This window comes from Ethanoligenens sp. (assembly GCF_047718355.1).
Classification (GTDB): domain Bacteria; phylum Bacillota; class Clostridia; order Oscillospirales; family Ethanoligenentaceae; genus Ethanoligenens.
The window spans coordinates 1-14418 of record NZ_JBDNLG010000077.1 but is presented as its reverse complement, the minus strand read 5'-3'; the positions used below and the strand labels follow the sequence as shown (position 1 = coordinate 14418).

Sequence of the window (14418 nt, the reverse complement as noted above, 5' to 3'; positions counted from 1 at the left end):
ATATGTGGTGAAGTTTCCGCTTATCATGATCCGTTGACTTAAATTTTTTTTGCTTTGCCTTGATAAATGTATTAAAATTTGTAAATTTAAGGCGCAACAAATATTTTCCTTTAACATTTTCCCTAACATATATAATTCTATCATTTGTGGTGTACCATTCAAATCGGCATTCTATAATTCGGAGCCCTTCAAGTTCTTTTGCGTAGAAAGTTGTTAATCTCCCATCAATCAATTGGTCGGATATTCTTTTTCCAGCGAACAAGTCGTTTGGTAAATATGATTTCAGTAAGTAGTATATCGTTAATAAGGACTCTGGTTTTCGTAAGCAACCATCTCCATATGGATATTGCTTTACATCATCTTCAGATTTTAATTTTTCTTTGTATTGTTCAAGACGAATGAGCAACGCTTCCAAATTAAATCCAGCGTCTGTGTACTGAGTAGGATTGAAATTGGACGGAGGCATGCAACAGCTCTCTAAATGGCTCCCTTGTTTCTTTGCCTTGAAATATGGTCTGCGTTTGTTGGAATTTACGGAAACCAATTCCAGCTTTGCTGGGCAATTTCTTGTAGGACAATAAAATACTTTTTCTATATCTTCTGCTGAGCAATTTTCGGCTAATACAATGTGCTCCTTGTTTATATCTCCATATGCATATAAAGACACAATAATCTTCCTTTCAAAGCCATCTGAGCGAGAGGAATTGGTTTTGCAAGTACATTTGTACATGATGAGCCCTAATAATTTGCAAATGCTGTTTTATTGGCAATTATACCATCTTCAATTTTAAAAGGAAAGCAGGAACATACATGGCAAGCAATCTGCAAAAAACATCGGCTCTGTTGGAGCAGACAGCTTTGAATGTGACAAAATCCCCAGAAGCGTGGATGGCCTTTCTGAACACAGCCGCCCGCGTTTACAAATATCCGTTCACCGATCAACTGCTGATCTACGCTCAGCGCCCGGACGCCACCGCTGTGGCCACTTATCCAATTTGGAACCAGCGAATGCACCGCTGGATTCACCATGGCGGCCACGCGATCTGGAGCAGCGGGACGGCCGCATCCTTCGCTTTGGCAATCATTTCGGCACCGCGCGGATCTTCCGCTATGTCACGCAGGGGACGTTCGATGCCTACAATTGGTCACTGGTCGAAAACAAGCAGAAATTCATTGGGCAGGTCGTGACCGGAAAAGCGCCGGCCCGGAGCTGCGAGGACGTAGACGGCACCGCGCTCTCTTTCGCGGAAGTGAAAGCGCTCGCCACAGGCGACCCGCGTATCAAGGAGAAAATGGATCTCGATATTCAGGTGTCCAAGCTGCGGATGCTCCAGTCCAGCTATGCCAACCAGAAATACGAGTTGGAAGATAACCTGCTTAAACATTACCCGCAGGAAATCCAGTCTACAAAGGAGCAAATTGCTGGACTGGAGGCAGATGCAAAATGTGCCATAGAGCATTCTCAGCAGGACGCCGACCATTTTACTATGATGGTGCGGGGCAAAACCCTGTCTGATAAAAAAACGGCTGGCGAGGCGATTATTGCTGCCTGCCAGCAAATGAAGTCCGCTGACGGCGCTGTGCCATTGGGAGAATATCGCGGCTTTTTACTGCAATTGTCCATCGACAGCTTTGAAAAGGTTTTCAAGCTGTCTCTCCGGCATCAGCTTTCCCGCACAGTGGACATAGGTGCGGACGCGCTGGGAAATATCACGCGCATGGACAACGCATTGGCGGGAATACCAAAGCGGCTGACCGGGGTGCGTGACCATCTGGCCGATTTACAGCAGCAGATGGAAATCGCCCGAGAAGAAGTGGCCAAGCCGTTTCCGCAGGAGCAGGAACTCGCCGAAAAGACGGCTCGCTTGCAAGCCCTCAACGTTCTCCTAAGCGTAGATGATAAAGAGCCTAAATCCAGCGCAGAAACAGACCGTTCAATGGATGCGGGCAAATCTGCCCGACACATTCGTTACCACAATGCAAGACTGGAGAGGTAAATATATGGCAAATCGCTATCGTTCTATCCAACTCCACGTAATGGTCAGTCCCCGCGAAAAAGAACTCATTGATCTGAAAATGGAGCGCGCCGGCGCACATAGTATCGGAAGCTATATCCGAAAAATGGCACTGGATGGGTATGTTGTACATCTGGATATGTCCGATGTGCGCGAATTGCTGGCGTTGTTACGGAATATTAGCAACAACGTTAACCAAATTGCCCGCCGCGTTAACCAGACCCACAACTTTTACGAAGAAGACGTCGGGGATATTCGGCACGGTGTGATGGAGGTTTGGAAATCCATTAACGTTCTTTTGGACAAGTGGGAGGGCGTTTAACACCGTGGCGGCGGTGTAAAAAAGGCATTAGGCCGCCAGCGTTCCGGGGAAGGTCCCCGGAGGTTGCGAGCATCAGCGTTCCATATCTCTGTGATGGGGCTGGAGCCGTTTTGCGAAATCTATCCCGTGAATCGCGTTATGATACAGAAAATCCTTGATCTTCTGCCAATTGCCGGTGCTGTAATAAGTGGAAAGGAGCGTGGTGAACGCCTCCATGTGTTTCTCTTGAATCGTCAGGAGCCCGTGACCGCCCGCAACAAGGATTTTGTTGGCCAGCAGCAGGGACGACCGCTTGTTTCCGTCCCAAAAGAGCTGCCGTCTGGCTCCCCATAAGAAGGCATCAATGGCTGATTCCGTCGCGGTTAGTCCCGAAGATAAAATACCGGCCAGCTCTTTTTCTGCTTCCTCGGCCATGGGAATGGGCGGCACATAATCTGTGCCGGAGATCCCGACGCCTCCTGACCGTAGCACACCCCATTCAAGTGCCTCGTTTCGGGCAACGAACCCGTTAATTTGACACAGCCAGGACAATGTTACCGGTTCATCAATTGAGGACAAGAGAAAACGCCACGCGTCACGCATGTTCAGAATGGCCTGGATGTCATCCAGCGTGACACCGGGCACGTTGACACCATTTAAAATGGTTTGCGTCTGCGGGAACGTAACATTCCGATTTTCCATCTTCATGCCGCAGTAGATGTTTTCATCCCATTTTTTCTTAGCAAGAAAAACGCTCTGTTGCCGTGTCAAGTTATATCTATTTGAAAAGCTACTCATATCGCTTTTTCTCCTTGAAGGTCTTTTGATTTATTATACCACATCCAGAAAAGAGGGACACAGCAGATGGCCGTATCAGATTTAAAATGCGTCAAAGTCCGCAACGGACGATCCATCGCATATGTGGTGAAAGATCGCATCAATTACTATAAAAATCCGAAAAAAACAGATAACGGAAGGTTGGTATCTGCTTATCAGTGCACACCGGATACAGCCATTGAGGAGTTTACGGCAGTCAAGCACGCTTATGAAGCGCGGACTGGCCGGAAGCGGTCAAGTAACAATGCTGTTTTGTGGCGGATTATGCAGTCCTTTAAACCGGGTGAAGTCTCGCCGGAGGAAGCAAACAAAATCGGCTATGAGACGGCGGCGGAATTTTTAAAAGGCGAGCATCAGTTCATTGTCTGCACGCATACAGACCACAAGCATATCCACAACCATATTGTATGGAACAGCACCGCGCTTGACTGTGAACATAAGTGGAATAACTATAACCGATCGGCTATGGCGGCCCGTACAATCAGCGACCGCATCTGCGCGGCGAACGGTCTGTCCGTTGTCCGCCCAAAAGAAAAAGGGAAACAGTATGCGGAATGGGCGGCAGAGCAAAAAGGCGGCAGTTGGAAAAAGAAATTGCGTGCGATGATTGACACCATTTTACCGACTTGTATTGATTACGCGGACTTCCTTGCAAAGATGCGGCAAGCCGGCTATGAAGTACAAACAGGGAAAAAATATGTTTCCTTTCGTGCGGCGGGTCAGACGCGTTTTACGCGGATGAAGACGCTCGGCGCGGATTATACAGAGGAAGCCATACGTGCACGGCTGGAGACCAAACAACCTGCTTCTGCACGGTATAGATTGCAGGTGCTGTTTGCTAAAAAAATCAATCTGCTGGTAGACATCCGTGCACAATTGCAGGCCGGGAAAGGCGCCGGCTATGCACATTGGGCAACAATATTCAATGTCAAGCAAACAGCCAAAACGCTGTACTATATTCGAGAACACGGAATTGCAGACTATGCCGAATTGGAAAAGCGCACAAAAGCTGCGGCTGAGAAGCAATCCGCGCTGACCGTAAAAATGAAATCGCTGGACGGGCGTATGAAGGAAGTTCAAGATTTGAAGTCTCAAATCATCGCATACAGCAAAACCCGTGCGGTGTATGTAGACTACCAGCGTTCCGGGTGGAACCCAGTATTCCGCGCCCAGCATGAAACAGAAATCTTGCAACACGAAAATGCAAAAAAAGCATTCAATGTGCTTCATGCGAAAGCTCTTCCGAAAATGGCACAGCTCCAGAAAAAATATGCAGAGCTGCTGTCTCAAAAGCAGGAGGTACGCACTGAATATCAAAAAGCCAAAGCCGAGGCGGACGAGTTGCATATTATCAAGAAAAATATTGATACGGTACTGGATATTCCAGATGATAGTGAGGCAAAAAAACCGGATATTGAAAACGACAGACCTCTGTAATAGCTAAAAAAACAATGCAATATTGTATCACAGCTCAAAATCTTTTGCAACTTTTTGCAAAAGATTTTTCCATAATCTATGATATTTACAGACACACTGGAACATCCCTAAGACGGAAGTGAGGAATATAATGGATTCTATTATCTATGTGGAAATTATGGGAATGGCAACGGATGAGCATGGTCACCCGGCTAAAGCCGGGATGGAAATTAACATGGGCGACATTTCACAGGGGCGAAAAATACCTTATGAGGCATTGGTTTCCGCAATTAACCTTCCGGCTCTTCTTGCTTGGCTTGGACTGGATTTTGACCCGGGAGATGTAACAGTAATTACCCCCGAAGTTTATTTAGAAGAATATGGGGAACAGGCGAAAGGAGACTGCAATCCAGATGCGTAAAAAAATTGGCTTTGCTCAAATGAGCTTCATGGGGTTTCACCGATATTTGTTGTCTAAGAGTCGGACGCGCGCGCAGATTATGCACCGCTTGATGTATTACAAAAAATGCCGCCAAAGGAGCTGCGAAGAGTATGCCGAAGATTGAATATTTACGAAAAAATTTTCGCCTGGCCAGTTTGTCCTTGATTGAAAAAATCAACAATGTTGTGTCTGATTATGAACGGAAAGGGTTTAGCTTGACGCTCCGGCAAGTCTACTATCAGCTTGTCACGCGCGACATTATCCCGAACAAAGAGAAAAGCTATAAAATGCTGAGCGCTCTGATTTCCGACGCGCGACTTGCCGGCCTGATCGACTGGACAGCCATCGAAGATCGCACGCGCTATCTGCGCGGAAATTCACATTGGACAACCCCCGGCAGCATGATTGATTCCGCTGCCTACTCCTATCATCTCGACCACTGGAAAGGCCAGAAAAGTTATGTGGAGGTGTGGGTGGAAAAAGATGCTTTGATCGGTATTGTTGGACAGATATGCGCCCGTTTGGACGTATCGCATTTTTCGTGCCGAGGATATGTTTCGCAATCCGAAATGTGGGGCGCGGCGCAGCGGTTGCGCCGGCACCGGGATCAGGGACAACATATCATTCTGCTGCACTTGGGCGACCACGACCCCAGCGGGCAGGATATGAGCCGCGATATTCAGGAACGGCTCGCCATGTTTGATGAAGCCCACCATGTTCAATTTCATCGGCTTGCTTTAAATATGGAACAGATCGACCGATACAGTCCACCGCCCAACCCTACAAAATTGAGCGACAGCCGTGCGAACGGTTACATAGAAAAATACGGTCATGACTGCTGGGAGCTGGACGCTTTGGAGCCGCAGGTCATCAGCGACCTCATCAGTGAAAATGTGGTCAAATATCGAAACGACCGGAAATACGAAAGCGTTCTCAAGCAGGAAAAAGAGGAAAGGGCGCTTTTGGAGGAATTGTCGGGAAACTGGCCCGGTGTCGCTGCAAACTGGAAAGAAATCAAGAGCCGGTTCTGTGAATAATTTCGTGCATCAGGATGATGCACAGCCGCCCCGTTTATGGGGCGTTCGGAAAATCGCGGCGGCGCATTTTACCGGGGGTTTGGGGGTGCCCCTCAACAAGCAAATTGCGGATGTGTGTACACACATCCACTGCTTGCCGAAGTTGCAAACAACGAAGGTCGGGAGTGCGCACACTGCCGGTCGCGGTCGCAACCGCGCATCGTCTTCCTGCGGTGCCACAGCGCCGCGTACCGAATAAATGCCTTGGGAGAGTGAAAGGCTATGAGCCCGAATACATTTGAAAAGCTTGCAAAACTGGAGGCAACATTATGAAAGCGATTACAATATGGCAACCATGGGCTTCCCTTCTCGCCTGCGGAGCCAAGAAGTATGAAACCAGGGGGCGGGTCACCAGATACAGAGGCCCGATTGCAATTCACGCGGCCGTTAAAAAGCTACCCAAACAGGCAGATATGCCTTTGGAGACATTCGACGCAATTACGACTGCGCTGGCAGAGCATTATGGATATTGGCGGTCCGGCTGGCACCTCAAGAGAACAAAGATGAATTTGGATGGCTCCGACAACGGATTTGACATACCACGCGGAGCGATTGTGGCCGTGGGTGAATTGATTGCCTGCCGCCCGATTGTAGCAGTGGGATGGACGGGGACCTTGGAGCATCGTATCGCATGGGTCGACGAACATTTATGCCCGCATTATCCTACCGCGCAAGAAATACTTTTTGGAGATTGGACTCCCGGGCGCTATGCCTGGGAAATCGCCAATGCGCAAATGCTACCGGAACCAATCTCGGCGAAAGGTATGCAAGGATTATGGAATTGGAGCGGGATATCAAAAGATATAGGCCACGTCGATGGTATCTAAAGAGGTCGCTCCACATGGAAATGAAACGCCACCGTCTGTCGCAGAAAATGCGCAGAAAAATTTACGAAAAAACGGCTGGACACTGTGCCTACTGCGGTTGCAATCTGCAATATGAGGATATGCAGGTTGACCATGTAAAATCCTTGTATGGTGAAGATGATGTTTTTTAAACAACCACCCTCAAAAGACTGCCGTTCGTGTGACTATTTTTCTGAGCTAAAGGAGCCGCGCCCGGTGGAAAACGGACAATCTGTAATATACGGTTATTGCTTCAAGGACGGAAGCGCAAGCTACAACATCAACATGGGAAAAGGCTATCCGGTATACATTAGCGGAGGCTTTTGTAAAAGCCATAGGCTGCGGCCTTGATGAGTTGAAAAAACGACGGAAGAATATTTGTTATGTTAAACCTTGATCCTATCAAAAAACGGTGCGCAGAAGCTACACCTGGAAAATGGGAATGGAAAGCAATAGGTTCCGGTGAATTTGTTGGTATGGTTTCACCGCAAGCTGTGATACTGTGCGCAAAGGCTGCCGACTTCCACACTCAGCGTAAAGATGCCGAATATATGGCTTGTTCTCGCACTGATTTGCCGGTTTGCATTGCTGAAATAGAACGCCTTCGCGCTGAATTGTCGGACACATCCATGCGCCTTCATACCACTGAAACGGCGGCATATATTATGCGATTAGCCTTGAAAAAAGCTTGCAAACAAATTCCAGGCAGGAGATTTGGAAAGCGATATTTCATCATGAAGGCCATGAAGCAGGTTGCCAATAGCAATGATATTTAGGAGGATGAGGATTCTTGACAGTCTACATTACGCGCTATGCGCTTACGGAAGGCATCTACCTTGCGGAAGTTGAGTTGTCGCAGACAGATGATAGCCGGGTTACTGTTCTCCGCGGACGGCATTCTGGAATTTTTCACAAGCCCGATTGGCATGTTACGTGGACAGATGCGATCAATCGAGCCGAAAAAATGCGCAAGCAAAAAATCCAATCGCTTCAGACGCAGATAGCTTGCCTGAAACGCATGGACTTTTACAGACTGACCAATTCTGAAAATGGATTTCGAAAAGGAGACGAGCATCATGACTGAGCTGTTCCAGCGGACAAACCGGTTTGAGTAAAACGATTTTTTGAATTAATTTTCATGTACAGCGGGTCATAAGCCGATATATGGATTGTACTTCGGCACCGTGAACGCCGCTTTTCTCCCCGTAAATAACATCAGACGGAGGAAAGCTATGCCTTATATCTCAATCATTGATCTAAACGGAAAACCGAAACGGCACTGGATTCCTAAAAAGCTAAAGAGTGCCGAATTGGAAGCTATAAAGACATTTAATGATGAACAACAGCACCGTTATGATCGACAACGCAAATCCGATAGTCGTCACAGAGACAATCACGACATCGAACATTTTTTGTACTACAGTGAATATTTGTACGGCGACATCGTTCAAGCAATCAATCAAGGCGCTCATCATGCCGTTGTCGAGGATTTCAGTGGGACATGTGATATTTGGATTGTCGTCCGTGAAGTGCTCAGGTCTTATCCTCAAATTCAACGAGAAAGACTCTTTATGTTCCTCCAAGGACACAACAACTCGGATATTGCGAAGATACAAGGGTGTACGCCTTCGGCGGTTGAACATTCAATCCGGAATATTTTGGCACAAATCCGAAAAAGACTAAGCTGAAACCATTAGTGTAAAAATGCTGAGTTTTTGACGCTTTTAACAGAAATTTGTTGTGCAATGCTCTGAAATTGCGCGAAGACGCAAAAAAAAAGTATCAAAACGGCTTATTTCTGTCCTATATATATGAGAGGTGTTTTTTTCACCTCTCCCGCACCTCGAAAAATACCGGCAATTGGGCCGGTCATATCCAGCATTCAGGTTCCGCTGTAATGTTTACGTGCCTGATCACGGTGCAAATACGGGACAAGCAAAGCGGCTAAAGGCAAACGCCATGACTACCTGCGGGTTTATTAATATCCCGTGTAAACTCTTTAGAAGGTACGAGCGAGAAAGTCATCCGCGGTATGGTGACCGCCGCGAGCCGTAAACACAGCATGGGTCGGCAAACTCTGCCCCGGAGTCAAGGGGGTTGGTACGAGGACGGTACCGTCCGATAGTCTAAACCATAGACTGGCCTGAATGTTCCCGCACATCGGGGGTGAGCCGAGGGTGGAAGCCCCACCTGACAATACGATGCATCCTAAAATGAAAATGTAAGACTTGCTGCCACGAGTTTTTTGCTCGTGGCGCATGGTGTTCCATTTTCAGCAATGTAATGAATACCGAGAGGAGCTTGCTTACTATGCACATAATTATTTTAAATCTTCATGCGTCTCTGCCTATTTTTAAAACTGTGGAACAAATGAGTCAAATCAGCGGATTAGGCGAAAGCAAACTCCGCGAATTAATGAATAATGGCGAAATGGAATTTGTACCAGTTGGTAACCGGCGCCTTCTTACAGTGCAAGCCCTTTGGGAGTGGTATGAGCGTAACAAGACGGCCTGCAAAGAAGGTGCAATGATATGTCTGTAACATCGCGGCAGGTAAAAAACAAGCGTGACGGTAATGGTAAACTGACAGGTCGATCTGGTGTGGTTTATGATGTCAATATAAAATATAAGGTGCTTGGTGGCTATAAGGCTCATGTTAAGCGGGGATTTGCGAAAAAAAGTGATGCTGTTGATTATGAGGCGGCCATGAAAGTCAAATTGGCGACACAACCGGCATCGGTACTTTCTACGTTGTCCAGAGAGGGAAATCAAACGCTTCAGGCATACATTACAAAATGGGTGGAACGGCACGGCGCAGCAAATTTACGGTCATCCACTTTGGCATGTTACAAAAACCATATTAAGAATCATATTATTCCGGCTCTTGGGTCTATACGGCTTAGGGATTTAGCGCCAGAGCAGTTGGACGATTTTTATAATATGCTGTCGGAGCGAGATTTGTCATCGGGCACAATAAAAATTGACCATCGCATTTTATCTGCCGCTTTAGAAGCTGCGCGCAAATATCATTACATAGAACGCAATCCTGCCCGTGACATTATCACGAAATTTACAGATGATATTCATTTGCCCGAACCGTATACTGTACAACAAATGAAACAATTAATGGAAAAAATCACTGGAACCAGATGGGAACTGACAATTATTTTAGCCGGGCTATATGGATTGCGCATTAGCGAAATATTGGGTCTCCGTTGGGACAATGTTGATCTGGTCAATGGAACGTTTATTGTCAGGGAACAATTACCTTACAGATTGGAAAAGGGAAATCACATGTTGCCAGATCAACTTCCACCAGCAAAATCGAAGGATAGGGTGCTTCCTATTACGGCAGTAACAAGACCATATTTCGAACAGTGCCACATTTTGAGGCAACAACAAAAAGAGAAGGCATTATCAACATCTGTAGACTATTTCGATAATCGGTTGGCTGTGTGCCATGAAAACGGAAGGCCATTTAGTCGATCTGACATTACCGTGACCTTTCAAGCTTTGCTGCAAAGTGTAGGGTTGCCGCATATTCGCTTCCACGATTTACGGCACACAGCGGCAACCAATATGCACGACTTGACCGGTGATTTTTTCACAGTAAGCCAAATATTAGGCCATAGCCTGAGTACGGCGGGTGTCACCGCCAAATATGTCAATGTCCGAATGGAGCGTAAAGAAGCTGTTTTGAGCAAATATCATCAAGAGGTGTTTACGAAACATAAAAAATGTTCGCTGGAACGATAGAATAGAGAAGCAAACTCTGCTGTGATGGTTGTCAAAACCCAAGTCATCAAAATGTCACCAATTAATTCAGATGGCATTTCTGTATTGGTAAAACATTCCCTTACCAGTCAAGTCCCTATGCGGGTTTTCAGATTTTGTGTAAAAATTTGTGCTGCTTTAAAATGATGAAATGGGCAATACCGCACATATCCATCACCTTCCCTTTTAGCCTATGCAGCCGCGCGTCTGCGTGTGAAAAGGAAAGTTTGGGCAAAAAAATCCGGCCTTGTGGCCGGTGGAAAGAAAATCATACAAGAAATATCAAAAGGAGAAGAGGAGGGTAAAATGAAAAAAGCTGTATCTATAGAATATTCTAAAGGGATGAAGAAATTGTGAATAGGATATGACATTCGTGTGAATTTGCGCGGACAAACAGAAAATTTACCGTGGAAAGCGGTTGACTGCATGGTGCTGCCGCATCAAAACCCGTAGACATTTTAGCCTATATGATATCGCCACGCTGCAAACAGGGATAACGTCCAAATGGCCGTCATCCCTGTTTGCGATGCACGAGAAAATAGGGTGCTGCTGTGCATGAACTCTTTATGATTGCAGGAATGTGGAGTTTGCCATCAGTTTCTTTGCCTGCTCTTCGTTTAGCTTGTAATGGTAGAACAGGTCGTAGAACTTCTCGGCTTCCTGCACCATGTTGTACTTGTAAACGCTCGGATAGAGCAGATTGCCCAACCATTTGATACCCAGTACACGGTTGACCGACGGCGGACGGCCCATCCAGTTGTACGGCCCCATGGGCACTTCGTAGATTTTTTTGTTTTTCACGGCGCTCAAATCTTTCCAGAGTGGGTCCTGTCCTACTTTGGAATACACGCTCTGCGGGTCGAATATCATCACGTCCGGTGCCCATTGCATCACTTGCTCCATGGACACATTTACGCCGCCTGTCCCCGTGCTGTCATTCACATCCGCGACATTAATTGCGCCGACGCGGTCGATGACATCGGCATGAATGGAGCCTTTCGGGTTGGTCTGCAAACCGGTGTCGCCCAGTCCGTAGTAGACTTTCAGTTTTTTGCTCGCGGGGATAGAGGCACTTTTGGTTTTTGCATCCGCCAGTGTCTGCCCGACATAATCGGAGAGTTTTTTTGCCGTCGACTGCTCGGAGAGGATGTCCCCTAATGTCTGGTAGGCTTTTGGCATGGTATCCAGCGTAGCCTCCACAAAAATGACGGGGATGCCGGTCTGCTGCTGGACACCGTCCATGTCTGCTTTTTCAGTGGCCTTTTTTTCACCGATGTCAATGATGATCTGCGGATGAGCAGCGGCCAAAGCTTCAATGTTCAGATTGACATTTTTCCCGTAAAATTGGCCGAAAACTGGCAGATTCCAGTATTTCTGATCGATGTACGGTTTGACGGAATCGGCGAATTTGCCGGAAAGTCCAACCAATTTGTCAGGGCAAAGGGAGTAGAGGAATACCTGCGCGAGTGGACCGGAAGGGGCGATCTTGGTGATGTTGGTGGGAATTTCGACCTTTCGGCCTGCGGAGTCGGTGAACATGCGGGTTCCAGAGGTGGTGGAGGCCACAGAAGCCGCCGATGAACTGCCGGAGGATGCGGTTTTTCCACCGTTCGTACATCCGGCCAGACTGCCCGCCATGGCAAATGCCACAAACAGCGCCGCTATTTTTTTGAAATGCATATGCGTCTCTCCTTTTTTAGGGGACTCCGGCCGATGCACTGGCAACAATGCTCTTTCCGGATTCCCATTTTATTTATTTTACATACCGAACCATTTGGCCGGCCTGAAAAATCGAGGATCCTCCGCTTTCCGCCAGGCGTGCGCATAAATCCGGACGGGTGACCACCGTGCCGGCAAGTTCATTCGCACCGAAGCGGAACATTACCGGTGAAAGCGGCACGCTTGGCCCCACCAGCACGACATGGGCGTTTTGTGAGAGTGCAAGCAGTCTGGGGAGCGTCTTGTTGACCAGCGTGCAGCCGGTGATGAAAACAAAATCCTGTTCCGGCAAAATGTATTCGCAGGCGGAGTCTGGGAAATCACCGTCACGGGGCGCGCGCTCCAGAATTGAAAGTGCACAGTACGGAGCAACACGCTGTTCCAGATAAGGAAAATGTCCTACCACGCAGACTCGCTTATCACGGAAAACATCCACATTGGAGAGGAAAGCATCGTTTTCCGGCACGGAGCCTTCATCAAAGAGGGCAATGCCGTTTTTCCGTGCCTGTTCCGGCGCGTTGCAGAAAGCGTTGATCGCAGCCAATCCGACAGCCGCCTCTTCAAAATTCCATGATTTCACATAGGAGGCGACGTCCTTTAACTTTGCGCCTTCCCATGGCTGTGTACGTTTAGCTGGACGTGCGGTTTCGTGGATGGTCATGGCCAATCCCACGCACTCTCCGCTTCGCACCATGGTCCATCCTTTGCCGCAGACGACTTCGTCCACTGTAAGCTCCTCCGGCAAGGTTCCAATCAGCGCGTCATATAGTTCCCACATCAAAATGCCTCCTGCTTTAATATACGGTGCATACAATTTTGTCGCATCGCGTTTTTTGTTATGGTTTGAAACGAAGGGGGCGTCTTTTGCTAAAGCTGGTGTCGCTTTTAAAAGTCAGCTCTTCGCAGAATCAGGTACAGGAAAAATGGTGCGCCGACAAATGCAGTCAAAATGCCCAGTGGAATTTCCGAGGTATTGATGACGCGTGCCACATCATCCACCAGTAACAAAAAACTTCCGCCCATCAGCACCGAAGCAGGCAAAAGCCGACGGTAATCGCAGCCTACCAGCATACGCGCAAAATGGGGTACCACCAGCCCTACCCAACCAATCATGCCGCTGACCGACACACACGCGGCGGTGATAAGAGTGGAACCGAAAATCAGCGCGATGCGCACGGCTGCTGTTCGGATGCCAAGCGCCTGCGCCTCTTCCTCACCCATGGTCAATACGTTGAGTTTCCAGCGGAGGAAAAAGATCGGCGCTAACCCTATCAAGATGAGTGGTGCGGCGAACGCCACATCTCGCGGGCGGATGGAAGCCAGGCTGCCCATCAGCCAGTACGTGATGGCGGGCAGCACGTTGTTGGGGTCGGCCATTAGTTTGATAAATGAGGTGGATGCTGAAAACAGGGAGCCGATCATGATGCCGGCCAGTACCAGTCCAAGCGTCGGGTTGCGTTTGACGCGCCGGCCAATAAAATAGACAAGACCGACCGAAAGCATACCGAACGCAAAGGAACAAAGTGTGATGCCGAAATATCCGACCGAAAGGAAAATGGAGAGCGCCGCACCGAATCCTGCCCCCTGCGAGGCCCCCAGTACATCCGGGGATACCATTGGGTTCTGAAATACCCCCTGAAAGGCCGCACCCGCACAGGAGAGTGCCGAACCGATCAAACAGGCCATAACCACGCGTGGCAGGCGCACCTGAAACAGGATGGTAGCCATTTCCGGCTCCCAGTTCGGGCGGATGGGCAAGACCACAGAAAGCAGGATGCGAACAAGCTTATCTGGATAGATGGGATAGCGTCCCAATAGGAATGAAAACAGGATCAAGACAACATAAACTGCCAGAAGAATAGAAAATCGTCCCGCCATCATGTGTTTTTGATTCAAAGCGACACCACCTGATTGTATATTACACGTTTTGAAATGAAATGGCAATTTTTAATAATTTTTATAATACAGTACTTTGCAAAAAAAATCAATATTTG

At 47.9% G+C, this 14418-nt stretch carries 18 protein-coding genes; 13 read left to right on the top strand and 5 right to left on the bottom strand.

Annotation, left to right across the window (positions count from 1 at the left end; all coding sequences use genetic code 11):
* Window positions 1–667, bottom strand: a 667-nt coding sequence (locus tag ABF463_RS11075; RefSeq protein WP_415533695.1) for a hypothetical protein, incomplete at its 3' end; no start/stop codon positions are given.
* Between the two features lie 328 nt (window positions 668–995).
* On the opposite strand from ABF463_RS11075, the gene ABF463_RS11070 reads away from it, so the two are divergent.
* The gene (locus ABF463_RS11070) at window positions 996–1997 is read left to right on the top strand and encodes a helicase (RefSeq protein ID WP_415533694.1); all 1002 of its coding nucleotides are present in this window, start codon (window positions 996–998) and stop codon (window positions 1995–1997) included.
* A gap of 4 nt (window positions 1998–2001) precedes the next feature.
* Window positions 2002–2337, top strand: coding sequence for a plasmid mobilization protein (locus tag ABF463_RS11065; protein ID WP_415533693.1), 336 nt, complete (start codon window positions 2002–2004; stop codon window positions 2335–2337).
* A gap of 72 nt (window positions 2338–2409) precedes the next feature.
* On the opposite strand, the gene ABF463_RS11060 is transcribed toward ABF463_RS11065, so the two are convergent.
* Entirely contained in the window at window positions 2410–3114 is a 705-nt protein-coding gene (locus tag ABF463_RS11060) for a Fic family protein (RefSeq protein ID WP_415533692.1), read from the bottom strand.
* A gap of 66 nt (window positions 3115–3180) precedes the next feature.
* Here ABF463_RS11060 and ABF463_RS11055 point away from each other — a divergent pair, with 66 nt between their 5' ends.
* From ABF463_RS11055 to xerC, 11 genes are all read left to right on the top strand, one after another.
* Window positions 3181–4590 (top strand): relaxase/mobilization nuclease domain-containing protein, encoded by a 1410-nt coding sequence (locus ABF463_RS11055; protein ID WP_415533691.1) that lies wholly within the window; start codon window positions 3181–3183, stop codon window positions 4588–4590.
* A gap of 130 nt (window positions 4591–4720) precedes the next feature.
* Complete coding sequence (locus ABF463_RS11050; RefSeq protein ID WP_415533690.1) at window positions 4721–4990, top strand: hypothetical protein; 270 nt, start codon at window positions 4721–4723, stop codon at window positions 4988–4990.
* A 131-nt stretch (window positions 4991–5121) separates the two neighbouring features.
* Window positions 5122–6048 (top strand): hypothetical protein, encoded by a 927-nt coding sequence (locus ABF463_RS11045; RefSeq protein WP_415533689.1) that lies wholly within the window; start codon window positions 5122–5124, stop codon window positions 6046–6048.
* The gene (locus ABF463_RS11040; protein WP_415533688.1) at window positions 6041–6286 is read left to right on the top strand and encodes a hypothetical protein; all 246 of its coding nucleotides are present in this window, start codon (window positions 6041–6043) and stop codon (window positions 6284–6286) included. Before ABF463_RS11045 ends, ABF463_RS11040 begins: the two co-directional genes overlap by 8 nt.
* A 70-nt stretch (window positions 6287–6356) precedes the next feature.
* Complete coding sequence (locus ABF463_RS11035) at window positions 6357–6914, top strand: hypothetical protein (RefSeq protein WP_415533687.1); 558 nt, start codon at window positions 6357–6359, stop codon at window positions 6912–6914.
* Between the two features lie 14 nt (window positions 6915–6928).
* Entirely contained in the window at window positions 6929–7084 is a 156-nt protein-coding gene (locus ABF463_RS11030; protein ID WP_415533686.1) for an HNH endonuclease, read from the top strand.
* A gap of 231 nt (window positions 7085–7315) precedes the next feature.
* Window positions 7316–7708 (top strand): hypothetical protein, encoded by a 393-nt coding sequence (locus ABF463_RS11025; protein WP_415533685.1) that lies wholly within the window; start codon window positions 7316–7318, stop codon window positions 7706–7708.
* Window positions 7709–7722: 14 nt separating this feature from the next.
* Window positions 7723–8016, top strand: coding sequence for a hypothetical protein (locus tag ABF463_RS11020; protein ID WP_415533684.1), 294 nt, complete (start codon window positions 7723–7725; stop codon window positions 8014–8016).
* Window positions 8017–8164: 148 nt separating this feature from the next.
* Window positions 8165–8620, top strand: coding sequence for a hypothetical protein (locus ABF463_RS11015; RefSeq protein ID WP_415533683.1), 456 nt, complete (start codon window positions 8165–8167; stop codon window positions 8618–8620).
* Between the two features lie 622 nt (window positions 8621–9242).
* On the top strand, window positions 9243–9473 hold the full coding sequence (locus ABF463_RS11010; RefSeq protein ID WP_415533682.1) for a DNA-binding protein: 231 nt from the start codon (window positions 9243–9245) through the stop codon (window positions 9471–9473).
* A complete protein-coding gene (gene xerC, locus ABF463_RS11005) occupies window positions 9464–10687 on the top strand; it encodes a site-specific integrase (protein ID WP_415533681.1) in 1224 nt (407 codons plus the stop codon). Before ABF463_RS11010 ends, xerC begins: the two co-directional genes overlap by 10 nt.
* A 582-nt stretch (window positions 10688–11269) precedes the next feature.
* Here the strand turns inward: xerC and ABF463_RS11000 are convergent.
* The 3 genes from ABF463_RS11000 to ABF463_RS10990 form a co-directional block, all read right to left on the bottom strand.
* Window positions 11270–12385, bottom strand: coding sequence for an ABC transporter substrate-binding protein (locus ABF463_RS11000; RefSeq protein ID WP_415533680.1), 1116 nt, complete (start codon window positions 12383–12385; stop codon window positions 11270–11272).
* Between the two features lie 73 nt (window positions 12386–12458).
* Window positions 12459–13202 (bottom strand): Rossmann-like domain-containing protein, encoded by a 744-nt coding sequence (locus ABF463_RS10995; RefSeq protein WP_415533679.1) that lies wholly within the window; start codon window positions 13200–13202, stop codon window positions 12459–12461.
* A 107-nt stretch (window positions 13203–13309) separates the two neighbouring features.
* A complete protein-coding gene (locus ABF463_RS10990; RefSeq protein WP_415533678.1) occupies window positions 13310–14320 on the bottom strand; it encodes a FecCD family ABC transporter permease in 1011 nt (336 codons plus the stop codon).
* Window positions 14321–14418: the final 98 nt, after the last annotated feature.

Excerpts from the sequence above, each read along its gene's own strand:
- ABF463_RS11030 (WP_415533686.1), top strand. The coding sequence starts at position 6,929 with ATGGAAATGAAACGCCACCGTCTGTCGCAGAAAATGCGCAGAAAAATT.
- ABF463_RS11050 (WP_415533690.1), top strand. The coding sequence starts at position 4,721 with ATGGATTCTATTATCTATGTGGAAATTATGGGAATGGCAACGGATGAG.
- ABF463_RS11010 (WP_415533682.1), top strand. The coding sequence starts at position 9,243 with ATGCACATAATTATTTTAAATCTTCATGCGTCTCTGCCTATTTTTAAA.
- ABF463_RS11060 (WP_415533692.1), bottom strand. The coding sequence starts at position 3,114 with ATGAGTAGCTTTTCAAATAGATATAACTTGACACGGCAACAGAGCGTT.
- ABF463_RS11000 (WP_415533680.1), bottom strand. The coding sequence starts at position 12,385 with ATGCATTTCAAAAAAATAGCGGCGCTGTTTGTGGCATTTGCCATGGCG.
- ABF463_RS11055 (WP_415533691.1), top strand. The coding sequence starts at position 3,181 with ATGGCCGTATCAGATTTAAAATGCGTCAAAGTCCGCAACGGACGATCC.
- ABF463_RS11025 (WP_415533685.1), top strand. The coding sequence starts at position 7,316 with ATGTTAAACCTTGATCCTATCAAAAAACGGTGCGCAGAAGCTACACCT.
- ABF463_RS11015 (WP_415533683.1), top strand. The coding sequence starts at position 8,165 with ATGCCTTATATCTCAATCATTGATCTAAACGGAAAACCGAAACGGCAC.
- ABF463_RS11065 (WP_415533693.1), top strand. The coding sequence starts at position 2,002 with ATGGCAAATCGCTATCGTTCTATCCAACTCCACGTAATGGTCAGTCCC.
- ABF463_RS11035 (WP_415533687.1), top strand. The coding sequence starts at position 6,357 with ATGAAAGCGATTACAATATGGCAACCATGGGCTTCCCTTCTCGCCTGC.
- xerC (WP_415533681.1), top strand. The coding sequence starts at position 9,464 with ATGTCTGTAACATCGCGGCAGGTAAAAAACAAGCGTGACGGTAATGGT.
- ABF463_RS11045 (WP_415533689.1), top strand. The coding sequence starts at position 5,122 with ATGCCGAAGATTGAATATTTACGAAAAAATTTTCGCCTGGCCAGTTTG.
- ABF463_RS10995 (WP_415533679.1), bottom strand. The coding sequence starts at position 13,202 with ATGTGGGAACTATATGACGCGCTGATTGGAACCTTGCCGGAGGAGCTT.